Below are 25,063 nucleotides of genomic sequence, written 5' to 3'. Positions count from 1 at the left end.
AAAGGAGGGGGGCGAATGCCTAAGCGGCTGACGTTACGCCTGATGCTGTTGCTCGTTGCGGCTCTAGCCGCGCTTGCATCCATCCACCCGGAATCGGTATCCGCGGATGTGCCATATCAAACCTATTACAAGGACAATTACAATCAACTGTTCAAAATGCAAGCGGCGTACACGCCGGCTGGCGCGCTCGGCAAAGATCTGTTCATTCCGGATCCGTCGAATCCGGGCCAAACGGTATACTCCCCGCTGAATCAGCCGCAGGATCTGTATATCGATAGCCGCGATCATATTTATATCGCGGATACGGGCAATAACCGCATCGTGCATCTCGATGCGGAAGGGCAGCTTGCCGGGCTGCTGACACTTCCAGAAAGCCCGTTCAATCGGCCGCAGGGCGTATTCGTCGATACGAACGACGATATCTACGTTGCGGACACGGGCAACCAGCGTGTCGTTCGATTGAATGGCGAAGGGGAGCTGCTCGCCGAGTTCGGCAGACCGGAATCGAAGCTCATTCCCGAAGCGTTTAAATACGATCCGATCAAGCTGGTCGTCGACAAGCGCGGCTTCATGTATATCGCTACGCTAGGCGGGTATCAAGGCTTGCTGCAGCTTGATCCGCAAGGCGAGTTCCAAAGCTTCTTCGGCGCCAACAAGACCGGCTTCTCCTTGTCGGATTCGATCAAGCGGCTGCTCTATACCCGCGAGATGTACGAGCGGGAGATCAGCAAGCTGCCGGGCTCGATCGCGAGCGTCGACAAGGACGAGAACGGCTTCGTGTACACGGTGACGAAGGAAGTCCGCACGAAGCAATTGAAGAAGCTCAATATCGCGGGGCTCGACCAGCTCGCGGGCAAGGGCGAGTTCGCCGATACGATGACGGACGGCAGCTTCGGCGAGTATACACACCGGGCAGGACGCACCGGCTATCCTCAGCTTAACGATCTGACCGTCGACGGGAACGGCAATATGACGGTCGTCGATTCGAAGCTTAATATTGTGAGCCAATATGACGGCAACGGCAATTTGCTGTTCTTCTGGGGCGGAGCGGCAGGCGATACGACGACGAAGCTCGGCATCGTGAAGATTCCGGCGGCTATCGAGACGAATTCGGCGAACGACCTGTTCATTCTGGACAGCGAGAACAATATCGTGCAGAAGTATCGCTTGTCCGAATTCGGCGCGCTCGTACATAAGGCCAATCAGTTGACGCAGGATGGCCGATACGAAGAGAGCGAGCCGCTATGGCTGGAGGTTAATCGGCTGAACGCTTATTACGCGCCAGCCGTGCTTGGCCTCGCCAAAGCCGCTTATAAGAAAGGCGAATACGAACGCGCGCAGGAGCTTTTCAAGCAAGCGGGCTGGGCGCAAGGCTATTCGGATTCGTTCTGGCAAAATCGCCTGTTATGGTTTCAATCCAACTTTGGGTTGCTCATGAACGTAGTGATCGGGGCTCTGCTTATCCTCTTCGCCGCGAGGTTCACGGCTAGGAGACTTGGCTTCGGCGGAACGAAGCGCAAGGCGGGGCGAAGTGAACAAAAGCAAGCTTCGAGGCCGCTCCTGCGACAGCTTGGTCATGCCTTCTATGTGCTCAAGCACCCGATAGACGGCTTCCATTCGATTCGTTACGAGCAGAAAGGCGGCTTGCTTAGCAGCACGATTCTATTCGTTCTGGCGCTAGTTTCATATGCCATTATGAGGGCGGCAATAAGCTTTATTTTCAATCCTTCTATTATAGTAGAAGTTCAAATCGTCACGATTCTCATCCAATTCATTGTCGTATGGCTGAGCTTCGTGATCGCTAATTATTTGATCAGCTCGTTGTACCACGGGGAAGGCCGCTTCCGCGATGTGCTGTATGGCAGCGCGTATGCGCTATTCCCGTTCATCCTGCTCGGTATACCGATTACGCTTATCTCAAACGTAATGACGCTAAGCGAGCAGTCGATCTTTACGTTTCTGGAGTACGGCCTCTATGTGTGGGTCGCGCTGCTCTTCTTCTGGATGGTGCAAGGCATACAGAACTACAGCGTCGGCGAGACGCTCATTAATTTGCTGCTGTCGATCATTACGATGGCGATCTGCGCGGTTCTTGTATTTATCGTATTCAGCTTAACTTCGGAGCTCTTCAATTTCATTTACTCGGTGTATCAGGAGGTGACCATCCGATGAAACGCAAAACGATAGTGAAGCTTTCGGCGGCCATAGTAACGGTGCTGCTGCTGATCGGATGGGGCCTGCTGCTGCAGCGTGATGTCGATCAGCAGGCTGTGCCGGCGGATGATGGGAATGCCGCCGTGAACAACAATAATGGCGCGGGCGGGGCGAGCGGCGGTTCGCCAGTCGAAGCGGCGCTTCCTGTAGAAGCCGCCTTCGTGAAGGCGGCGGAATCAGAACGCTTCGTGTTGTGGGCGGATGCCGTAACGGCTCATTTTAAGATCGAAAGCAAGGAAACGGGAAAAGTGTGGCGCTCCTATCCGAACCCGGAATACTGGGAGCTGGAGAAGACAACCGGTACTTGGAAGAGCAGCTTCCTATCGCCGGTTATGCTCGAATATATCGACGCATCCAATTCGAAGTCGCAATCGAAGCTGACGAACTGGATGGAAGAGAAGGGCGTCCTCGAAAACTATGAGCTGACGGGCGATGGCTTCAAGGCGACGTTTTATTTTCCGGGCACGAAGTTCACCATTCCCGTAGAAGTAGCCTTGATCGGCGATCATGTGGAAACGAAGGTCTTCGATGAAGGCATTGCCGAAGGAAACTTAAGCTTACTCAATCTGAAGCTGTATCCGCTCTTCGGGGCAGAGCCGTCGCACGGCCAGGAAGGTTATATGCTCGTACCCGACGGTTCGGGCGCATTGATTAAGTTCAATGAAAATCGCAGCAACGACAAATCGATTTACCGTGAAAATGTGTATGGCGCCGATCTATCGTTTTATAACGAGCAGACCGGCAGGCAGGAAGTTAAGATGCCGATCTTCGGCTTGAAGTCGGGCGACCAATCGTTTCTTGCCGTTATGACGGATGGCGAGGAGTATGCGAAGCTGTTCGCCGCTCCTGCCGGAGCGCTCGGCATATCCAACTGGATTACGCCGGAGTGGCAGTATCGGATCAAGTTTTTCCAAAGCACGAATAAACAGGGGGATCAAGGGTTTTATACGTACAGCAAAGACCGCTTCGTAGCAGGGGAGCGTACGACCCGTTATTATCCGATTGACGGCCCGAAGGCGGACTATGCCGCAATGGCAGAGCGTTATCGGAGTTATTTAATAGAAGAGAACGGGCTTGCGCGCCTTGAGCAGGCGAAAGAGAACATTCCACTGTACGTCGATATTATCGGTGCTGATCTGAAGCAAGGGCTTCTATGGGATGATTACATCGAGGGCACAACGACGAAGCAGGCGGAGACGATGGTGAAAGAGCTGAGTGAAGCAGGCATTGCGAATTTGTCCGTACTGTATGCCGGCTGGCAGCGTTGGGGCTATAGCTCATACGGCGGTTTGTTCCCGGTCGATAAGCGGCTTGGCGGCAACAGCGGCATGAAGGCGTTCATAGACGCCGCTCATAAGCTGGATGTGTCGGTATTCTTGTCCGCGAATTATTCGCTGAATAGCAGCGGCCGCGGCGGATTCTGGAAGCTGAATGACGGCTTGCGCAATTTGGCTGGCACTCTGCAGGAGCAGTACGGAGGCCGCAACAACGATGATAAGGTTACGCTGACGAGTCCGTTGTACGGCATTCGCGAGGCGGAAGGAGACCTGGCGGCGTACAAGTCGCTTGGCGCCGATGGCCTGCTGCTGGAGGGCGGGATCGGAAGAGCGCTGAATACCGACTTCAACAATCGGCATAAGGCGAGCCGGTCCGAGGTGCTGGAAGGGCAGCAAAGGCTGCTGGAGAAAGCCGATCAAGAGCTTGGCTCGATAGGCGTTGCGAATGGCAGCTTCTACTCGCTCGCGAATGTGGATCATATTCACCGAATTGCGGATGACTACTCCTACGATATTTTCGTCGATGAGGCTATACCGTTCGAGCAGATCGTCCTGCATGGTCTCGTTACGTACTCCTCGGACTGGGCGAATCTCAGCGACGAGTACAATGCCGACTTTCTGCGCAGTGTCGAGTATGGCGCTTACCCGTCTTACGTATTCACGGCGGCGGATTCGGGAAAGTTCAAGCGCGCGTACACGATCTGGTATTACAGCATGAGCTATCGCGACTGGAAGCAGTCGGCTGCCGAGCAGTATAAGCGGCTGAACGAAGCGCTCGGGGATGTGCAGGACCAATATATCGTTGGTCATCGGACGCTCGCCGAAGGCGTGAAGGAAACGATTTACGAGAATGGCAAGACGATTATCGTTAACTACAACGAGAAGCCTTACTCGATTGCAAGCGGCAGCGTGACCGTGCCCGCACTGGACTTCATCGTGACGACGGGAGGTGGCGCATAGATGAGCAAGAGACGTAAACCGAATTCAGCCATGCTTCGCAAAATCGAAGGCTCTATCTTCATCGCTCCGTGGGTATTCGGCTTCCTTGCGTTTGTCGCATTCCCGCTTGGTTATTCGTTCTATATGAGCTTCCATCAAGTGCGCATTACCGTAACGGGCGTGCAGACGACGCCGGTAGGCTTCCAATACTACCGCGAAATTCTGTTCGCGGACGGCGGCTTGCTCTATGACGATCTGTTCCCGTTTTTGCGTGAGGCGCTCGTCATGATTCCGATTATTATCGTCTTCTCGCTGTTAATCGCTATTTTGCTGAACTTGAAGTTTTATGGGAGAACGGCGTTCCGGGTTATTTTTTTCCTGCCGGTCATCTTCTCTTCCGGTCAGATCATTACCGAGTTCATATCGCAGGGCGAGGGCGAGCTGTCTATCATTCAGAACTTGCGCATCGATACGTTCCTTGCCGAGTATATTCCAGCGTCCTGGGCCGGGCCGATCCAAAACGTCATCGGCTCGTTCGTGCTTGTGCTCTGGTATTCCGGCGTACAGATTCTAATCTTCCTGGCTGGGCGTCAGACGATCTCCGCTTCCGTATACGAGGCGGCGCGCATCGACGGGGCCGACCCGTGGAGCACCTTCTGGAAAATCACTTTGCCGGGGCTCGCACCGTTTATTTTCCTGAACGTGATCTACACGATCGTCGATTTGTTCACCTTCCCTTCGAATCCGATCATCGGCAAAGTGACGACGGAGAACTACGGCGTTTCAAGCGCGCTCGCATGGGTGTACTTTATGATTGTGCTGCTGTTCATCGGCATCGCGCTGTTCTTATACGGAAGAGTCAATAAGTCGATGACGGCGAGGCGGTAGCGGGGGTGGAAAAAATAACGGGAAAAGCTCCCTCTATTTTCTTCATAATACGCTTACGAGAAAGAATAGAGGGAATTTCTACCGTTAACATATGGGGAAATCAAGTCTTAGGGCAGTAGACGTGTTAATAACGGGAGTTTTTCCTGTAAATCGCCAATTTGGCGTCCAAACTCGGTTAATAACTGGAGAAAATCCCGTTATTGCCGACGAAGGGCTGAGGGAAGCGGACAGCTCGATACAAGAAGGGAGTGGAGGAGCGTGGGGAAGCTGGCTAGGCTTAGAATGAGGCTGCTTGGACGGGAAGCTGATAGAGGGCTGTTGTTCCGGCTGTTTATGTACGTGCTGCTCATCGATGTAGCATTTATTTATTTGAAGCCCGTATTTTATATGGTAACGACAATGGTGAAAAATGCGGGCGATTTGCTTGACCCGGCTGTCATTTGGGTGCCAAGCGCGATCTACGGGGGGCATATTGCCGAGGCGTTCCGGATGCTTCATTACGCGGGCAGCTTCGCGCTCAGCTCGGGGCTTTCGCTGTTAGTCGCGGTGCTGCAGGTACTCTCGTGCGCGGTGGCGGGCTATGCGTTCGCAAGGCTCGATTTTCCGCTTAAGAAGCTGTGGTTCGCCGCGCTGCTGTTCACGTTCATCATGCCGCCCCAAGTGACGATATTGCCATCGATTCTGATGTTCAAGGACCTCGGATGGATCAATACGGTGCTGCCGATGGTCGTGCCTGCGTTGTTTGGGCATGGACTGAAGGGAGCTTTGTTCGTCATTATTTTCAGACAGTTTTTTGGGACGCTGCCGAAGGAAATGGAGGAAGCGGCGCGAATAGATGGAGCAGGGGCATTTCGCATTTTCTTTCGCGTCATGCTGCCGATCTCGCGATCGGCTATCATCGTCGTGTTCTTGTTTTCCTTCGTATGGACGTGGAATGACGCTTATTTTCCGTCGATGTATATGTTTGGCGCGTCTGATGTACCGTTGTCGGTCGGGATGGCGAAGCTTAATGCTTCGCTTAGCATGGAGTCGGATCAAGGCGGCCTGCGGGTATTCGTGGAGCCGCTTAAGATGGCTGCTTCTTTTCTCATTATTTTGCCGCTGCTCGTGCTTTACGCGTTCACGCAGCGCTGGTTCGTCGAGGGCGTGGAGCGTACCGGGCTAGTCGAGTAATTCGAAGGTAGGAAGTGATACGGAATTGAAATCACCGCGATTGTTAGCCGATTTTTTCAGACAGACCTGGCATATTTACATGTTCTCGATTCTGTTCCATCTTATCGCCAATATCATTCAAGTTAACTTTCCGAAGGTGCTTGGCGACTTTACGAACGAGCTGGAGAGCGGAAGCTTGACGACCGATTCGGTCATCCGCTACAGCTGGCTGCTGCTTGGCATCGGCGTTGGCTTCGCGTTAATCGGCGGCCTCGCACAATACCTTGTCATGTACGTCGGCAGGCTGTTCGAGTTTCTGACGAGGCGCCGGCTGTTCACGCATTTTACGGGCTTAAGCGAACGGTTCTATTCGAAGAACGGCGTAGGGAAGCTGCTCAGCTACTTCATGAACGATGTGACGAGCGTGCGCGAATCCATTTCGATGGGCGTAAACCAAACGGCTGGCGCGACAATTCTGCTCATATCTACCGTTACGATGCTGTTCCTTAGCGATATTCCTTATTACTTAATTATTGCTTGCATTTTGCCGCTGCTTAGCATTCCGGTCATCGTGACGAAGTTCGGTCCGGTCATTCGCAAACGGTCGATGTCCGTGCAGGAGTCGCTCGGGACGATGACGGAATCGGCGGAGGAGCAGTTCGGCGGCATTCGCGTCACGAAGAAGTTCGCTGTAGAAGGCATTATGAACCGCCGCTTCGGCGAGACGGTAGACCGGATTCGCGACAACCAGTTGAGGCTGGTGCGGGTATCGTCGATCTTCCAGGCGCTCATTCCGTTCCTAGGTTCTCTGTCGCTCGTGATCGCACTTGCGCTGGGCGGTTACTTGACGATTACAAAACAAATCTCGCTTGGAAGCTTCGTTGCGCTGACGCTTTATATTCGGATGCTAATGAACCCGTTGCAGCAGATTGGCAACGTCATCAATACAATGCAGCGCTCGCGTGCGTCGCTGGCGCGTCTGAACGATCTGCTCGGCAACGAGCCGGATATCAGGCAGCTTGAGGATGCGTTGTCGCTCGACTTCCGCGAATCGGGCATCTATGTTCGCGACCTTACATTCGCGTACGAGGAGTCCTCAAGGCCGGCTCTGCGCAATATCGATCTAGAGATTAAGCCGGGCACGACGCTTGGCATCGTCGGCAGAACGGGCAGCGGCAAGACAACGCTCATGAAGCTGCTGCTCCGTACTTACGATGCGCCGCCGGGCACGATTTGGTTCGACGGTACGGACATTCGCGAGCTGACGCTGGAGAGCTTGCGCGGTCAGATCGCATACGTGCCGCAGGACGGCTTCTTATTCAGCACGACTATACGCGAGAATATCGCATTCTACCGCCGTGACGCCTCGCTTGCGGAGGTTGAGGCAGCTGCGAAGCAAGCACAAATCTATAACAACATCATCGACTTCCCTGACCGTTTCGAGACGAAGCTCGGGGAGCGCGGCGTCACATTATCCGGCGGCCAGCGCCAGCGTACAAGTCTGGCAAGGGGCATTATTAAGGATTCGCCGGTCATGATACTCGATGATAGCGTCAGCGCCGTAGACGCAGTGACGGAGACGGATATTATTGAGACAATCCGGGCAGGACGCAAAGGGAAGACGACGATTATAATCGCCCACCGTATCAGCGCGCTTAAGCATGCGGATGAAATCATTGTGATGGATGACGGAGAAATCGTTCAACGCGGGACGCATGAGCAATTGCTTGCGCAGGAAGGCTTGTACAAGACGCTTCATGCGATACAAGAGGAGGGAAGTCAGCATGCCGCAGGCCATTAACAACTGGCAGATGGATCAGAAGGCGGACCTTAGCCAGCCGGCAGCGAAACCAAAATATATATCGACGTTTCGGGCGCTTGGGGGCTATGCGAAGCCTCACTGGCTCGCTTTTCTCGGTGTATTCTTATTTACGATTATTGCGATTGCGGCGGAGCTGCTTCAGCCGTACCTTGTAAAGATCGCCATAGACGATAAGCTGATCGGTGGGAATGGCGATTATAGCGGTTTGCTGGTCATTGGCGGCGTCTACCTTGGGCTGTCGCTGCTTAGCCTGCTGTTCACTTACATGCAGAACAACGTGCTGCAGTATGCAGGGCAAAGCATTGTTGCGCGCATTCGCAAGCAGCTGTTCGAGCATATTTCGAAGCTGTCCATGTCCTACTTCGACCGCGTGCCGAGCGGCAGCTTGATTACGCATGTATCGAGCGATACGGAGGCGATCAACCAGTTTTTCAATCAGGTGCTGCTTAGCCTGCTGAGAGACGGCATGACGCTCGTGTTCATCATCGTGCTCATGTTCCAGCTCGACGTCCAGCTTACGCTGTATTGCTTGATCTTGCTTCCCGTTATCGCGCTTATCGCGATCGGCTTCCGCTCGTATATGCGCAAGACGTACCAGATGGCGCGGACGCGGCTGTCCCGTCTCGTGGCGTTCACGGCGGAGAACTTGTCGGGCATGAACCTGATCCAGGTGTTCCACCAGGAGAAGGAGCAGGGCAAGCAGTTCAAGGAGCGGAATGATTCGTACTTCCAAGCGAACGTGCGCGAGATACGTACGAACGTGCTGTTCAACCGTTCATTCGAAGTATTAAGCAATATTTCAATTGCGCTGGTCACTTGGCTCGGCGGCAAAGCGGTGCTCGGATCGGATCTGGAATTCGGCGTCTTGTATGCGTTCATCACGTATATTCGCCAATTCTTCCAACCGATTAATACGATTACGCAACAGTGGAACACGCTGCAATCGGCGACGGTGGCTGTTAACCGGATTTGGGGCATCTTCGCGATCGACCCGGAAGTGGACGATCGGAAGGACGCTAAACCGCTCGATCCTGCATCCGTTGAGGGACATATTAGCTTTGACGGCGTAACTTTCGGTTACGGAGGAGGCAGTCCCGTTATACGTAATCTTGATCTTCATATTAAGGCTGGCAGCATGATCGGCATAGTTGGCACGACCGGAGCCGGCAAAAGCTCGTTAATCAGTCTGCTGTGCCGGTTCTACGACGTGTCTGAAGGAAAAGTGACGATAGACGGCACCGATATTCGGGATATTCCGCAAGCATCGCTGCATCGCGTCATTGGTCTAGTGCAGCAGGAGCCGTACTTATACTCCGGCACGATACTCGATAACGTCCGATTATTCGATGAAACGATCACTCGCGAGGCCGTCATTCAAGCATGCGAATTCGTCGGGGCCGATTCATTGATCCGTCAAATGAAGGACGGCTACGATACGCGCCTGTCGGAGCGAGGCAGCGGCTTATCCGCAGGGGAGCGGCAGCTTATCTCCTTCGCCCGCATTATCGTATTCGAGCCGAAAATATTAATTTTGGACGAAGCGACCGCCAATCTTGATTCGCATACGGAGCAGTTGATCCAGTCGGCGCTTCAGCTCGTATCGGCTGGACGGACGACGATTGTTATCGCACACCGGCTATCGACGATTATGCAAGCCGATCGTATTATCGTCATGAAGAAAGGCGAGATCGTGGAAGAAGGCACGCATACGGAATTAGTCGATATCGGCGGCTATTATGAGGAGCTGTATCGGCATTCGCAAGGCAAATCGATGCATGAGGCTGGTTAATCAATTACTGTGAAATTGGAGGAGAAGAGCATGGTGAAAGCTGTACAGAACATTACAGAGCTAATCGGCGGAACGCCGATCGTCAAGCTGAATGGAATCGTGCCGGAGGATAGCGCGGAAATTTATTTGAAGCTGGAGTTTTTCAATCCCGGCAGCAGCGTGAAGGACCGGATTGCGCTAAGCATTATTGTCGAGGCGGAGAAGGAAGGAAAGCTGAAGCGCGGCGATACGATCATCGAAGCGACAAGCGGCAATACGGGTATCGGCATCGCGATGGTTGCGGCAGCCCGCGGCTATCGATCGATCATCGTTATGCCGGAGACGATGAGTCTGGAGCGGCGCAGCCTGCTTAAAGCTTTCGGCGCGGAGCTAGTGCTTACACCTGGTGCGGAAGGGATGAAGGGGGCGATTCGGGTCGCCCAGGAAATACGGGAGCGCAACCCGCATTACTATCCTGCCCAGCAGTTCGATAACGAAGCGAATGTGAAAATCCACCGCGAGACGACGGGGCCGGAAATTATCGAAGCGATCGAATCGCTGGACGGTCAACTGGACGCCTTCGTGGCCGGCATCGGCACGGGCGGTACGATTACGGGCGCGGGCGAGGTGCTTCGCGAGCGCTTCCCGTCCATTCATATCGTGGCGGTCGAGCCTTCCGCTTCGCCCGTCTTGTCAGGCGGAGCGAGCGGTCCGCATAAGATTCAAGGCATTGGAGCCGGCTTCGTCCCTTCGATATTGAATACCGATGTGTACGATGAAATTATACAAGTGACGAACGAGCAAGCCTTCGAGGCTTCGCGCCGCGTCGCACGCGAGGAAGGCATTCTCGGCGGTATTTCCTCGGGAGCCGCGGTCCATGCAGCACTGGAGGTTGCCCGCAGGCTTGGCAAAGGCAAACGAGTCGTCGCCGTTATTCCAAGCAACGGAGAGCGCTATTTGTCGACGGTATTGTATCAAGAAGAACAACAATTGTAATTTCCGCCCTCTCCCATACGTAGTAGTAAGTAGTAAGTAGTAGTCATTCAGTTACTGCGTAGGAGGGATGGGGGATGTTGATGATGGTATGGCTATTGTCATTAGCGCTATGCGTATTCGTCGTCTATTTCATTTACCGCAAGCGCCAGGAGGATGAGAACGGCTTGTTTCTGAAGCTGCTCGTATATTCCTTCATTGGCGCTTTTTCCTTAGGATTGAACGACATTAAGCTGCCCTTGGGCTTCTTTATCGGATTGTTTATCGTTGCAAGGCCGAATAAGCGGAATCGGAAGTCGAAGCAATACGCGCTTCTTTTCGGCCTGCTGCTCTACCTCTGGTCGCTTGCGGCGCCGGCTGTGGGGTAGCGGATCTGGATGAGTGCATCGCTACCTGCGTTATCGGCGATGCAGTTGCATCCAGTCAACGGCCCAGTCGATAAGCGGCCTTTGCTTGAGCAATCGGACGGCGGCGTCACCGACCTTATGAATAGGGATGCCGTATTGTTGCTCATACGCTAAGCCAAGCGGGACAAAATCGTCATCAACGACGACTTGGGTGCTGTAGGTCGTCCATCTTCGTCCATCGCTTGTCATGATAGCGCTGCTCTCGTCGACGAACCGCTTGGATGGAAAGCTCGCCCGCGTTTCAGCCAAGTGCAAGGACGTGTTTTTGTCATGGCCGACTCCGATAAGGAGCACGAAACCATCCAGCTCGTAAAGCTTGGCGATCGGGGAGCCTTCGCCAAATATATTGCTTAGGTCATGATCCTTGGTTATGTATTCGGCGTGCTTTCCTATGGCCGCGAATGATCTGGCTGGATGATCGGAGCGATGGGCTTTCGGCCAACTTCTGAACATTTCGGCTACCGCGCCCATGCCGATGGCCGGCGTGATATGTTTGTCGTACGCGGGCCAGTTCTCCCTTATGATCGGCCACCATTCGGCGGGTTCTTCCCAGTGGACGCCGCTCTCTGGATCGAGATTTTTCCACGTTTGGGAAGGCATGATAAGCGTGCCTTCCTCTCCGACGATCTCAAGGAGCGCACGTATTAACGTTTCGGCCCCTCCTACGACAAAACCGATGCTGCTTAAGGACGTATGGACGATGATCGATTGTCCTTCCGCTACGCCGCAGTTTATCAATTGCCGGGTAAGCTGTTCCTTCGTTAGGATTGATCGAGTGGTGTTGATTTCCTTCATGACTAAGCTCCTCCATTCTTGAATTGGACAAATTCGGCTTAATTGGGCACAAAAAAAGACAACCCCTCTAGATTAGAGGGGTTGTCTCCGGTAAAACCGGAAAAGCATTGCCCATAAATTGTGTGATTAACTCTCGTATTTACCAGTATACGGGAAACGGCGGAGCACGGCAACGGGATTATTGCAACGCGAATCCTTGCCTAAACAGGCCGCTGCCCCTAGAATAATAGAAGCACGCTATGCGCGGTCGCTGCTTCCCCAGTTACGGGGGGCATGCGAGTACCTAATAGAAAGAAGCAGATGCAGCTATGGATATTTTCATACATATATTACTGACGAACGTGTTGCCGATGGGCATTATGATCGGGCTGGGCATCATTATCCAAAGGGCTTTCTCGCTCGATATTAAGACGTTGTCCAAGCTGAACTTCTATTTGTTCTCGCCTGCGATTATGTTCGATCTACTCTACAAGACGGAAATTTCAGCTAAAGTCATTTATCAGGTGCTCGCCTTCTTCGTCGTCTTCATGGCGGCGCAATATATCATCGTAGAGGCGGTTGTGCGTGCCAGAGGTTATAAGCCAAGCATGAAAAGCGCCATGCGCAACAGCGTCTTATTCTACAATAGCGCGAACTACGGCATACCGCTGAATCAATTGGCCTTCTCCGGCAACGAGAGAACGCTAGCCATTCAAGTGCTTATCATGATGATGCAATCGCTCGTGCCGAACACTTACGGCATTTATAACGTTAACGCTCACAAAGCGGATATGCGGGCTATTATGAAGACGATTCTGTCTATGCCCATCATCTATATTATTCCGCTCGCCTTCCTTCTAAGAGGCTTGCACGTTCCGATTCCCGGACCGATCGCTACCCCGATCGACTATTTATCCAAGGCGTTCATCGGTACGGCGCTAATTACACTAGGCGTACAGCTTGGCAATATGGAGTGGAAAATTAGCCGCTCGCTTGCGATCGACGTCAGCATTTCCGGCGTTCTTCGTCTGGTTGCGGGTCCGTTGCTTGCATGGCTGATCGTATGGACGATGGGTCTCATCAAGCCGATGGAGCTCGACAAGCTGATGGCGGCGGCGCTGATCGTATCATCGGCCGTTCCGACTTCGCTCAGCAGCGTGCTGCTGGCGGTAGAGTTCGACAATGAAGCCGAATTCGCCTCGCAGTCGGTATTCGTATCTACTTTAATCAGTATGATTACCGTCACAGTCGTCATCTTCTTTTTGAATCTGGATATATGAGCACCATTTGCAATCGAAGCTACCGGGGCAGCGTCTATGCCCTCGGCGGCTTTTTTTTGTGAAAGAGGAGATTGTCGATGCAGTCTTTGTTACGTTTGCCTGTATTTCAACCAGTCTAATCGGTTACAATCGCCCGTGGCGTGACTTTTGAGTGGACATCATACAGCCAAAACCAGCATTTTAGCTCTCAGTCTACTTTTATCGTCCATTTGACTGTACAGAATCCAATCAAACTCTGCTATCTTCTCGTTCCTAGTCCTTTGACTGTATGAAATCCAATCAAAAACCTAATACATCTAAGCAAGCCAAATGAATGTCCGGACAGTCTTAAAGAGGTTAAGAAAACACCTGATAAGCTGTGAAATTCTTATTTATTTCCAAATTAAGCGATGATAGGATGAAATAAACGCAAATGGGAGCGGGGGGAGGCAGCCAAAAAAGCTTCTATTAAAACATAAATATAAAGCATTGTGACATGTATTTCGGATTATCACTCGATTATACTACTAGTGCAGCTATTTCTGCTTGTTGGATTAGTAGAATAGGTTTAAAATGGAAGCGACAATACTGTAAGCGTTTTATAGTAAAATAATGTCTAGTATTCTCGGAATGTGGAGGTAAGTAGAACGATGCAGGCTGCAACAGACGCTATGATTCATGCAAACGCTTTAAAACGTACCTTCGGAAAGGGTACGGGGGCGGTTACGGTATTGAAGGGTGTTGACCTACACATTCCTTCCGGCAAGCTGATTGCTTTCAAGGGCCGCTCTGGATCGGGCAAAACGACGCTAATCAATCTGCTTAGCGCGCTTGATCGCCCGTCAGAAGGACAGATCCACTTTGCAGGGCGCGATCTGACGGCTATGTCGAATCGGGAACGTGATCAAGTGCGGCGAACGGAGATGGGCCTGATCTTCCAGTCTTTCGCTCTCATACCGTTAATGTCCGCTTACGAGAACGTCGAGTTTATATTGCGTGTATCAGGGTTTCCGGCGAGCGGACGCAAGGACGCAGCCGTGCAAGCGCTTGAACAAGTCGGCTTGAAGTCGCGCATGCATCATCGTCCTTTCGAAATGTCGGGCGGCGAGCAGCAGCGTACCGCTATTGCTAGGGCAATTGCTCACAAGCCGAAGCTGCTGCTTGCGGATGAGCCTACTGCCGAGTTGGATAGTCGAACGGGGTTGCAAATTATGAAGGTGTTTCGCGACCTGGTCGAGGACGCCGGAATGACGATTATTATGACGACGCACGACCCTGCCATTATGGAAATCGTTGATCATGTCTACGAATTGGAGGATGGACAAATTGTTGCAAAAGTTTAAACCTTTGCTCGGTATATCATGTGCGTTGCTGCTCGGCGCATCGTTAACGGGTTGCTCGCTGCTGCCTGCAGAGGAAGAGGCGCTGAAGCCGCCGCTCGTCAAGCCAGCCGAAGAAAATTACCGTACGGTCACCGTGGAGAAAGGCAGTATTTCTCAGGAAATAAACGGTAGCGGAAGTTTAGAGTCGACGAATACAGAGCTTGTCCAGTTCAATGGTCAAGGCGGAAGAGTTCTAAAGGTAAACATTAATGCAGGAGACCAGGTTAAGAAGGGCGATGTGCTTATTCAATTGAACCTCGATGGACTCGATGTTCAGTTGAAGGAGCTGGAGCTTGCGCTTGCGAAGACGAAGATATGGGTGAAGAATGCTACGTTAAATAATAATACCGACGATCAGAAGCTGGCAAGCTTGCAGCTTGAAATTGATACGATTAAGTATGAACGGCTTCTTAGCACGTTTAATAGCAAACAGCTCGTAGCGGGTATGGACGGTCAAGTCACTTTCGTTGAGGAATTGAAGGAAGGAGATTATGTCGAGCCATATCAAACGCTTGTCATTATTTCCGATCCGAATGAGTTGCGTGTAGCGCTTCGTGTCGAGGATGCGACATCAATGAGCAGCGTAGACGTAGGCTACCCGGCACAAGTGATCTTCGGTTCGCAGACTATTGAAGCGGAAGTCGTGCAAACGCCTTCATCTGCGCCGGAGACGCTTAATCCTCAGTTGCTTGAGCGGTATTCCAAGACCGTTTATATCAAAATGCCAACGTTGCCGGAAGGAGCTAAAATCGGCTCATTAACGGACGTGAAGATCATCTTGCAGCACCGCGAGGATATATTGAAGATTCCGCGCAGCGGCTTGCGCAACTTCCTAGGCAGAACGTTCGTCCGGACGCTGGACGAGGACAATAAAGTACGTGAGATCGACGTCGAGACAGGCATTAAGGGATCGACAGAGATCGAAATTACGAAAGGTCTTGAAGAAGGGACTATCGTTGTGTTGCAGTAACTTGCTGTGATGAAGAATGAAATGTGAGAGACGGCTTTGCCGATGTAACACGGCGTTAGCCCGTGAACGCTTGTTTTTGTGGGAGGTTTTCGAGTGGCTTTGTTTGTCATGATATTACGCAAGATGGTCCAGAACAAGTGGCTCGTCGCAAGCTTATTCATCGGCTTGTTAATGTCCGTCGCCCTGGTCAGCAGCATGCCGATCTATTCGGAAGCGATTCTGTCCCGCATGCTCGTCAAGGACCTGGAGACGATGCAGACGAAGACGGGCACTTATCCCGGGACTCATTATTCCAAGTTGTTTTTCACGAAAGAAACGCCTGATAAGATGAATCAAATTTATAACCGTGTTAGCAAGTTTATTAAGGAGGAAGGAGCTCCGGGCTTCCAGCTTCCTGTTCAGGAGGTTGTCACCGACCTGCAATCGAAGTCGTTCAAGATCCGGCCTCAGAACGATCCCGAGCCGGATACGAAGCGTAATGTGAAGAGCGTGGCGCTTCGCTCCTTCACCGACTTCGAGAAACATATCAAGATTTCGGACGGGCGCATGCCTGCGGCGCAGCCGGTTGACGGCGTGTACGAGGTGCTGTTAACGGAGAGAGCGCTCATTCAGTATAAGACGGTCATTGATTCGATCTTCATTATTGAAGACGACAAAATAACGGCGCCGATCAAGCTGAAGGTCGTAGGCACGTTCGAAAAGCTTGCGGATGACGATGCTTACTTTAGAGATACCGACTTAAGCGACTTGACGAACAGCTTCGTCATCAATGATCAGTTCGCTTATCAGCAGATGTTGAAGGACAACATTATCCCTATAGCAGGAGCAGGCTGGTTCATAGTCGTCGATTACTCGAAGATGGAGCTCCAGCATGTGGATGACTTCATTGCAACGAGCAACATGATTCGCGATACGATGTTGAAGAACGTGACGATGTACCAGATGGTATCCGAATCAAGGGCGCTTGAAGCGATCGCGACCTATATGGAGAGAGCCGAACAGCTGCGTACGCTGATGTGGTCGCTTAACGTTCCGGTACTCATTATGCTTGGCTTCTATATGTTCATGGTTTCGAACCTGATTGCAGATCGTCAAAAGAATGAAATTGCCGTATTACGCAGCCGCGGCGCGGCAAGATGGCAGGTCGTTACCTCCTATGCCGTGGAGGGCTTGTTGCTAAGCGGGATTGCCTTTGGCCTTGGGCCGTGGCTGGGCATGGTGCTCACAGAGGTGCTGGGCGCATCAAGCGGATTTTTGGAATTCGTGCAGCGGGTAAGACTGCCTGTTCGGGTAACGAATGAGGCTTACCAATACGGCGCGATTGCGGCAGGGGCATGCTTCCTCATTATGCTCATCCCGATTATTCTTGCGACAAGAGTAACGATTGTCGGTCACAAGCAGCAGATGGCAAGGCTGACGAAGTCGCCGCTATGGCACAAAATCTTTCTTGACGTCATTGCCATCGCATTGGCGTTGTACGGACTTAATACGTTCAAGAAAAGGCTTGCCGATCTTCAAAGCCTAGGTCTGAATGCTGGCGATCTGACGATCGATCCGCTGCAATTCGTCGTTCCTGCCTTATTCATCATGGGCGGCGGCTTGCTGCTGCTTCGCCTTTACCCTTGGGTGCTGCGTCTTGTCTATTGGATCGGGAAGAAGTGGTGGCCGCCTTCGGTCTACGCGACGCTCATTCAGGTCGGGCGCTCAAGCAGCCAGTATCAATTTCTAATGATCTTCCTTATTATGACGATTGCAACGGGCGTGTTCAGCGCTTCGGCGGCAAGAACGATCAACAATAATACGGAAGACCGTATTCAATACGGCAATGGGGCGGAAATGGTGCTTACCCAGCAATGGATCAATGACGCGCCGCCGCCACCGCCGCCTGGGGCTCCATCTGGCCCGACTGCCGCTTTGGTAACGGATCCGGTCATTCATTACTTAGAGCCTTCATTCGATCCGTTCACGAAGCTTCCGGGAGTCGTGCATGCAGCCAAAGTGTTTACGAAGAACGAAGCTGCTTTCTCCGTCAATGATCAATCGGGCGTAGCGAAGCTGATGGGCATCGATACGTTCGATTTTGGCAATACGACTTGGTTCAGAGACAGCTTGCTGGACTATCCGTTGAACGATTACTTAAATCTGATTGCAGCTGATCCTACGGCGGTCCTTATCTCAAGCACGCTGGCGAAGCAGAAGAATGTGAAGGCAGGCGACACGATCTGGGTTGGCTGGGAGGATGTGCCGCAGCAGCCGTTCAAGGTGTACGGCATTATCGAATACTTCCCGACGTTCAATCCGAACCCTCCGATCGGCAGTGTCGACGCCAGCAAGGAAGACTCGTTTAGCAACGGTCCGATGCTTATCGTCGGCCATCTGCCTAGAATTCAGGTACAACTGGCGCTTGAGCCTTACGATGTGTGGATTAAGCTCGATACGGAAACGCCGACCGCCGATTTCTACGAAGGAATTACCGAACAGAAGATGTCGATTACGAAAATCGTCAACACGCGCGAGGAGCTGGCAACCGCCAAAAACGATCCGTTCTTGATGGCGCTTAACGGCGTATTGACGCTCGGCTTCGTGCTCTCGATTCTTGTTAGCTTCATCGGCTTCCTGCTGTATTGGGTGCTTTCATTGCGCGGCCGCACGCTGCAGAACGGTATTCTGCGAGCGATTGGACTATCGCTTCGCCAGCTTATTACCATGCTGGCCGTGGAGCAGCTGTTCACGTCTGGCGTAGCCGTACTTATCGGTGTTGGCATCGGCAACTTGGCGAGCAAGCTGTACGTGCCGAATTTCCAAATTGCGTTCAATCCGAGCAGTCTCGTTCCGCCTTTCAAAGTGATGTTCGAAGCTTCGGACTTGGTTCGTATTTATACGCTGGTCGGCATCATGCTGCTGGTAGGCCTCGTTATTCTGGCCTATATGCTGTCCCGTCTGCGTATTCATCAAGCGATCAAGCTAGGGGAGGACTAACGAGTGATTCATTGCGAGGGACTAGTGAAAATATACAAAGCGGCCGATCTGGAAGTGTTCGCGCTGCAAGGGCTTGATCTGCACGTTGAGAGCGGCGAGCTGATGGCGATTATCGGCAACAGCGGCAGCGGCAAATCGACGCTGCTTAATATGCTGGGCGGTCTCGACCGCCCGACCGCCGGCAAGCTGATGGTCGACGGCAAAGATATGTTGAAGTTCAAGGAGAAGGATTTCGTAAAGTACAAGCGGGAAAGCGTCGGCTTCGTCTGGCAGAACAACGCTCGCAACCTTATTCCGTACTTAACTGCGCAGGAGAACGTGGAACTGCCTATTCTGCTAACGGGAGCGCGCAAGCGCTGGAGGGCGAAGGAGCTTCTCGACGCGGTTGGCTTAAGCCACCGCGCAAACAATAAGCTGTATCAGCTCTCCGGCGGTGAACAGCAGCGGGTTGCCATTGCGATCGCGCTGGCTAACCACCCGAAGCTGCTGCTTGCCGATGAGCCTACCGGATCGGTCGATTCCAAGATGTCGAACCAAATCCTTGATCTGTTCCGCGAGCTCAATCGGACGATCGGCATTACGATCGTAATTGTCACGCATGATCCGGAGCTGGCGAAGAAGGTTGACCGTGTAGCGGCGATAAGAGATGGTAAAATCTCGTCCGAAATGCTGCGGAGACGCTCTTACGCGGAAGAGCTTGCCGAGCTCGAAGAGACTGAAGCAGAAGAAACGCATGTCGAGTATGCGATTCTTGACAAGGCTGGAAGGTTGCAGGTGCCTGCGGGCTACCTGGAATCGATCGGCGTCAAAAACTCGAATAAACTGCGTCTGGAGTTGGGAGAAGGACGTATCGTCCTTCTGCCGCCGGAAGCGAAGGAAAAGGAATAAGCCCTAAGCGAAAACAATGGCAGTCAGGAGCTCGTGTTCGAGACTTCTGACTGCCATTATTGTTTGGTAGTGATTCATAGCTTCATGGGCTATCTGAGGCTATGAGGTGGTATATCGATCATCGATGGACGTTAGGAAACGCGAGGAGAACAGAAAGAGTGAGATTTGAACATAAAAACATTGACTTTTTGATAGCATAACTAATAATAAAATATATAACAAATTACTTACTAACTAATAAAGGGACGGTGTCCGTACGATATGAAGCTTGATCTCACAAACAAAACGGCATTAATAACAGGAGCGACCGGCGATCTGGGACGCGTGATGGCTAGAACGCTTGCCAAATGCGGAGCTAACATTGTTCTTCATTATAACAGTAACGAGTTAAAGGCAAAAGAGCTTCAAAGGGAAATGTCGGAAATTGGCGTGCAGGCGCTCATCGTAAAGGCAGACGTGACGAGCGAGAAGCAAATAGGCGATATGAAGGACTATTTGGACGGGCAGGGCTGGCATATTGATATCGTCGTTGCAAATGCCGTCATTCAATACGAGTGGACGAGCATTCTGAAGCAGGCTGCGGATGATTACGTCAGCCAGTTCGAATCATGCGTCATGCAAAGCGTTTATTTGGCGAAGGCGTTCGTTCCGGCAATGATCGAGCGCAAGCAAGGCCGCATGATCGGGATCAACACCGAGTGCGCAATGCAGAATTTCGCAGGGCAATCGGCCTATACGGCTGGCAAGCGCGGCATGGACGGTATTTACCGCGTGCTGGCGAAGGAAGTCGGGGAGCACCAGATTACGGTCAATCAGATCGCGCCGGGCTGGACGATCAGCGACCGCGACCGAGAGAACCATACGGAGCATAGCGAGAGCTATGAACGGACGGTGCCGCTGAAGCGCAGAGGAACGGATCAGGAAATCGCCAATGCGGTTGCGTTCTTGGCATCTGATATGGCGAGCTTCATAACAGGCGCTTACATCCCTGTGAACGGCGGAAACGTAATGCCAGCCATCTAACTTATCATCTAAGCAAAGCAACGGGGGAATCGAGCAATGAGGCTGAACAGGCGCTTCTGGCGCGTCGGGTCGATTTTTGGCGATATGAGAATGGAGCGCAAGCTGATAGTCGTCTTTCTGCTCGTTGTTACGCTGCCCTTAGCCTTCATTGGCTATATCTCTTATACGAATTATTCGCTGTCGATCGAGCAGAAGACGATTGTATACTCGACGAAAATGCTCGAAAACATGATGGTGCGGGTCGACGATTACATTGAGGATATGATACGCATCACTTCAATCCCAGCCTATCAGGACGATATCAAGCAAAACTTGATTCGTTCTAACAGCTATTACGAGCAGCGCAAGCAGGCGGCCGGGGAAAGCGGCAAATCGATTCCTGAGGATTTCAATACGCTGCTCTCCATTCAACGGGGTATCGAAAGCAATATATCTTTCATTAATACGATTAAGCGCGGCGCAAACTCTGTATATATTTTCGATCAGTTCGGCAACAGCTACTTCCAAGCGGCGGCCGGCGGCATCCGGTCTAACGTCAAGGAGAGCTACGACTACTGGCGCGAAGCGGTTGAGGCATCGGGTGGCGAAGCGAAGCTGTTCAGCACGCAGAAGTATACGAGCAACCTGCAAAGCGAGAAATATGCGTTCTCGGTCGTGCGCAAAGTTATCGACAAATCGCTTAAACCGATCGGTGTCATTGCGGTTGACGCGAATATTAGCGTAATCGAGGACCAAATCGCCGAGCTGGACAAGGTGACGAGCGGTCAATCGCTTATTATCGACGAGAGCGGCAACGTTATCTATGATACCGACCGGCAGCGCATTTCAACCAATATTAAGGACGACCCTGCCGTCCTGCAAGCGGTCGGAGCCAAAGGTAGCTTCTACGATGAGCAGGACGGCGTGAAGCGTCTCAATATTTATACGACATCTCCCAATACAAATTGGAAAGTAATGACCTCCATACCGGTCAGCGAGTTGACGAAGGATGCGGTCGTCATCCGTAACGTGACCTGGATCGCGACCTTCATTACCATTTTGGTGGCGCTGCTCATATCGACGTTCTTTTCCTTCGCGCTTACGAATCCGCTGCGCAAGATGATGAGGCTGATGAAGACGGTGCAGGAAGGCGACTTCAACGTCCAGTTTCCGGTTAAGTCGCGAGATGAGGTAGGTCAGCTCGGCAATCAGTTCAATCGGATGATCGTGCGCATCAGTCAGCTCATTAGCGACATCTACGAAATGGAGACGAAGAAGAAGGAAGCGGAGCTTCAAGCGCTGCAGAGCCAGATCAATCCGCATTTTATGTACAATAGTTTGGAATCGATCCGCATGGCGGCAGAGCTGAACGACGATCCGGTGGCCGCTGATATGATTTCAATATTAGGCAAGCTGCTGCGCTACAGCATAAGCGATCTGCATGAAGAGGTGACGCTGTCGAGAGAATTCGGTCATGTTCGCAATTACGTTGAGCTGCTGAATTACCGATATCCGAATCGGTTCGTCCTCGAATGCGGCTTGGATAAGCCATTGGAGCAATATCCGATCATTAAGCTTGTGCTGCAGCCGATCGTGGAAAATGCGATCTATCATGGCATGGACGACTCCAAGCCGCTCATGACGATTGCCCTTCATGTCGAGGTGACGATGCAGGGCATGCTTGTCCACATTAAGGACGACGGAGTCGGCATGGATGACGATACGCTCGAGCGGCTTAACCGTTCGCTTGCAGGCGGCGAGGAGACTGTATCCATACGTACGTCCGGAGGCATCGGACTCAAGAACGTGAATGAACGAATTAAGCTCCATTACGGCATCGGCTATGGACTGAAAGTATACAGCCAGCTAGGGCACGGTACGGAAGTCGTGCTGCAGCTTCCATTTGAACCTGGGAGAGAAGCGGAATGAATAAATACGCTCTTCTGTTCGTTATCTCAATATTATTAGGCGTATTCGTTACAGGATGCGGGCAAGGCACATCCGGCAATCCGGACAATATCGCCCCAACCGACAAGTCGAAGACAGAGACGGAGCCCGTTACGCTTCAGGTGCTGACCAATCGAGTCGATCTGATCGAGAACGGCGTATTCCAGCAATATGCCGATGACTTCGCGAAGCTGCATCCGGGCGTCACGGTCAAGTTCGAAGGCATTACCAATTATGCAAGCGACATTATGGTCAGGCTGTCGACGCGGACGATCGGCGATGTGCTGCTAGTGCCGAATAGCATTAAGAATGAGGCGCTGCCTGATTATTTTGAACCGCTTAGCATGGATTTGTTCGAGAATGTACGGTTCGCCGATTTCAAGGCGTATAGCGGCCAGCGGTACGGCATTGCGACTGGCGCATCGACGACGGGCATCGTCTACAACAAAGAAGCGTTCAAACTGGCAGGCATAACGAAAGTGCCAACGACGCTGGATGAGTTCTATGCGGCATGCGAGAAGTTGAAGCAAGCGGGCGTCGTGCCCGTCTTCCTGAACTATGGCGCGCAGTGGCCGCTCATGACATGGGGTGAAGACCTCGTCAGCTACATGACGGGCAACCCGGAATATTTGAACGAAATGGTATTGACCGATGAGCCGTGGACGATCGACAATGCTTGGGGTCAAGCGATTACGATCGTTAAGACGCTTATTGATAAAGGGTATGTCGAGGAGCAACTGCTGTCCAACCAGTGGGAAGCTTCCAAGCGCGAGCTTGCCGAGGGTCGTGCCGGCATGTACCTGATGGGCAATTGGGTCATTAATCAAGTCATCGCTGCGGGCGCGGATGCTGAGGACATCGGGTTATTCCCATTCCCTTACGACAACAGTGATAAGCGGTTCGCACCGCTAAGTCCCGACTGGTTCGTAGGCGTCAGCAAGTTCAGCGCGAACAAGGAGCTGGCCGAGGCATGGGTCGATTATTTTGTCCATAATTCAGGATATGTGGACGATTCCGGCTTCTTGCCCGTCGATAATTCGAAGGAGCCGATGCTGCCGCAATTCAAGGAGTTCCTGTCGTTCGACATCGAGTTTCTGGAGAAAAGCGTCCCGAATGATACTTTGCTCGAGATTGCCTCCGCCGCTCAGATGACGTTCTGGTCCGGCGATTACATTCAGGAATGGATTGCGGCTCCTAGCCTGCAATCGGCATTCGACGAGTACAACAAGCGCTGGAAAGAAGCGCGCAACATATCAAAAAGTTAGGTGGAGCATAACCGATGTCAAAGAAGGTAACTATGCAGCAAATCGCCGATCACTTAGGCGTATCGAAGTTTGTCGTATCCAAAGCGCTTTCGGGCAAGGGGGGCGTTAGCGACGCCACGAAGGAGCGGGTGATCAGTGCCGCATCCCAGCTCGGGTATTTTGCCCAAAAGAATGCATACGTGAAGTCGATGAACTTGGAGCAGCTGCCTAAGGTGCCGGCTTCTGGCAAACAATCGGTGCTCGTCCTTATGCCGAATATCCGCTTTCAGACGAAGGAGTCGCTTTATTGGGGGCGCATCCTTGACGGCATCTCTACCTGCTTGGAAGAGGCTGGACTGGGGATGGTGATCGTATCCGAGCAAAGCGTCGAGCACTTCCTTCATTTTCTGAACCCGAACGGTATTCTTGGACTGGTCGGCGTAGGTGAAATCTCGACGTCGCTGCTCCTTGAAGTGCACCGAATCGGCTTGCCTATGGTGCTCGTCGATCATGAGGATATGCTTATTCCAAGCGATGCTGTATTCGCCAACAACTTCGAGAGCATGTACCGCCTTACGAAGAACCTAATCGGCATCGGCCATAGGCAGCTCTGTTTCGTAGGCGATATCCGGTATTCGCGCAGCTTCCAAGATCGTTTCCTCGGTTTCCGCAGTGCGATTGAGGAGCAGGAGGGCGCCGAGCAGCAACGCGATGATTATTTGCTAAGAGTTGAAGGATATGAGCATGACGCGTTCGAGGAGCAGATTAAGCAGTGGGCCATGAAGCGCAAGAAGCTTCGCAAGCTTCCTTCCGCGCTTATATGCGCCAATGATATGATCGCCATCGGTGCGGTCAGAGCGCTGCAGGAGCTTGGCATATCCGTGCCTGACGACATCTCCGTTACAGGCTTCGATAATATCGAAGACTCCTATCGGATGGAGCCTGCGCTGACGACCGTGCATGTGCCGAAGGAGGCGCTCGGAAGACGCGCGGTCGAGCGATTGATGGAACGAATCGTGAAAAAGGGAGCGCCGATCGAGAAAATATTGCTCTCGAGCGAGCTGTTGTATCGCGATTCGACTGCGCATGTGAAGAGCGGAGTGAAGCAGCAGTAGCAGCAGCAGCTGCTGTGCGATGAACAAAAAAACAGTGTTGGCC

The 25,063-nt window shown here is 52.3% G+C and carries 18 protein-coding genes; 17 read left to right on the top strand and 1 reads right to left on the bottom strand.

The features are described from left to right. The first annotated feature begins 15 nt into the window (after positions 1-15). From V8F51_RS01920 to V8F51_RS01885, 8 genes are all read left to right on the top strand, one after another. Complete coding sequence (locus V8F51_RS01920) at positions 16-2,172, top strand: YIP1 family protein (protein WP_337098343.1); 2,157 nt, start codon at positions 16-18, stop codon at positions 2,170-2,172. Then, the gene (locus tag V8F51_RS01915) at positions 2,169-4,451 is read left to right on the top strand and encodes a DUF5696 domain-containing protein (protein WP_337098342.1); all 2,283 of its coding nucleotides are present in this window, start codon (positions 2,169-2,171) and stop codon (positions 4,449-4,451) included. Before V8F51_RS01920 ends, V8F51_RS01915 begins: the two co-directional genes overlap by 4 nt. Further along, the gene (locus V8F51_RS01910; RefSeq protein WP_337098341.1) at positions 4,452-5,318 is read left to right on the top strand and encodes a carbohydrate ABC transporter permease; all 867 of its coding nucleotides are present in this window, start codon (positions 4,452-4,454) and stop codon (positions 5,316-5,318) included. A gap of 282 nt (positions 5,319-5,600) precedes the next feature. Continuing rightward, entirely contained in the window at positions 5,601-6,491 is an 891-nt protein-coding gene (locus V8F51_RS01905) for a carbohydrate ABC transporter permease (RefSeq protein WP_442956392.1), read from the top strand. A 25-nt stretch (positions 6,492-6,516) separates the two neighbouring features. Continuing rightward, positions 6,517-8,271 (top strand): ABC transporter ATP-binding protein, encoded by a 1,755-nt coding sequence (locus V8F51_RS01900; protein WP_337098338.1) that lies wholly within the window; start codon positions 6,517-6,519, stop codon positions 8,269-8,271. Then, complete coding sequence (locus V8F51_RS01895) at positions 8,255-10,081, top strand: ABC transporter ATP-binding protein (protein ID WP_337098337.1); 1,827 nt, start codon at positions 8,255-8,257, stop codon at positions 10,079-10,081. The genes V8F51_RS01900 and V8F51_RS01895 overlap by 17 nt, the downstream gene beginning before the upstream one ends. Positions 10,082-10,111: 30 nt before the next feature. Beyond that, positions 10,112-11,056: a cysteine synthase A gene (gene cysK / locus V8F51_RS01890; protein WP_337098336.1), complete on the top strand. Its 945-nt coding sequence runs from the start codon at positions 10,112-10,114 to the stop codon at positions 11,054-11,056. 74 nt (positions 11,057-11,130) lie between these two features. Continuing rightward, positions 11,131-11,421, top strand: coding sequence for a hypothetical protein (locus V8F51_RS01885; RefSeq protein WP_337098335.1), 291 nt, complete (start codon positions 11,131-11,133; stop codon positions 11,419-11,421). Positions 11,422-11,451: 30 nt separating this feature from the next. Here the strand turns inward: V8F51_RS01885 and V8F51_RS01880 are convergent, their stop codons facing one another. Beyond that, the gene (locus V8F51_RS01880) at positions 11,452-12,255 is read right to left on the bottom strand and encodes an aminoglycoside N(3)-acetyltransferase (protein WP_337098334.1); all 804 of its coding nucleotides are present in this window, start codon (positions 12,253-12,255) and stop codon (positions 11,452-11,454) included. A gap of 308 nt (positions 12,256-12,563) precedes the next feature. Here V8F51_RS01880 and V8F51_RS01875 point away from each other — a divergent pair, with 308 nt between their 5' ends. From V8F51_RS01875 to V8F51_RS01835, 9 genes are all read left to right on the top strand, one after another. Next, positions 12,564-13,514 carry an AEC family transporter gene (locus tag V8F51_RS01875; RefSeq protein WP_337098333.1) on the top strand — a complete coding sequence of 317 codons (951 nt, stop codon included), beginning with the start codon at positions 12,564-12,566 and terminating at the stop codon, positions 13,512-13,514. Between the two features lie 629 nt (positions 13,515-14,143). After that, entirely contained in the window at positions 14,144-14,836 is a 693-nt protein-coding gene (locus tag V8F51_RS01870) for an ABC transporter ATP-binding protein (protein ID WP_337098332.1), read from the top strand. Further along, positions 14,811-15,845 (top strand): efflux RND transporter periplasmic adaptor subunit, encoded by a 1,035-nt coding sequence (locus V8F51_RS01865; protein ID WP_337098331.1) that lies wholly within the window; start codon positions 14,811-14,813, stop codon positions 15,843-15,845. The genes V8F51_RS01870 and V8F51_RS01865 overlap by 26 nt, the downstream gene beginning before the upstream one ends. Positions 15,846-15,938: 93 nt before the next feature. Then, entirely contained in the window at positions 15,939-18,824 is a 2,886-nt protein-coding gene (locus V8F51_RS01860; protein WP_337098330.1) for an ABC transporter permease, read from the top strand. 3 nt (positions 18,825-18,827) lie between these two features. After that, positions 18,828-19,712, top strand: coding sequence for an ABC transporter ATP-binding protein (locus tag V8F51_RS01855; protein WP_337098329.1), 885 nt, complete (start codon positions 18,828-18,830; stop codon positions 19,710-19,712). A 261-nt stretch (positions 19,713-19,973) separates the two neighbouring features. Next, positions 19,974-20,735, top strand: a complete 762-nt coding sequence (locus tag V8F51_RS01850; protein ID WP_337098328.1) for an SDR family NAD(P)-dependent oxidoreductase — start codon at positions 19,974-19,976, stop codon at positions 20,733-20,735. A gap of 36 nt (positions 20,736-20,771) precedes the next feature. Then, the gene (locus V8F51_RS01845; RefSeq protein WP_337098327.1) at positions 20,772-22,643 is read left to right on the top strand and encodes a cache domain-containing sensor histidine kinase; all 1,872 of its coding nucleotides are present in this window, start codon (positions 20,772-20,774) and stop codon (positions 22,641-22,643) included. Continuing rightward, a complete protein-coding gene (locus V8F51_RS01840; protein WP_337098326.1) occupies positions 22,640-23,926 on the top strand; it encodes an ABC transporter substrate-binding protein in 1,287 nt (428 codons plus the stop codon). The genes V8F51_RS01845 and V8F51_RS01840 overlap by 4 nt, the downstream gene beginning before the upstream one ends. A 14-nt stretch (positions 23,927-23,940) precedes the next feature. Continuing rightward, positions 23,941-25,020 (top strand): LacI family DNA-binding transcriptional regulator, encoded by a 1,080-nt coding sequence (locus tag V8F51_RS01835; RefSeq protein WP_337098325.1) that lies wholly within the window; start codon positions 23,941-23,943, stop codon positions 25,018-25,020. The last annotated feature ends 43 nt before the right edge of the window (positions 25,021-25,063 follow it).

The sequence above is a fragment of the Paenibacillus sp. YIM B09110 genome (assembly GCF_037167145.1).
Classification (GTDB): domain Bacteria; phylum Bacillota; class Bacilli; order Paenibacillales; family Paenibacillaceae; genus Pristimantibacillus.
This window is presented reverse-complemented; position numbering and strand designations above follow the sequence as displayed.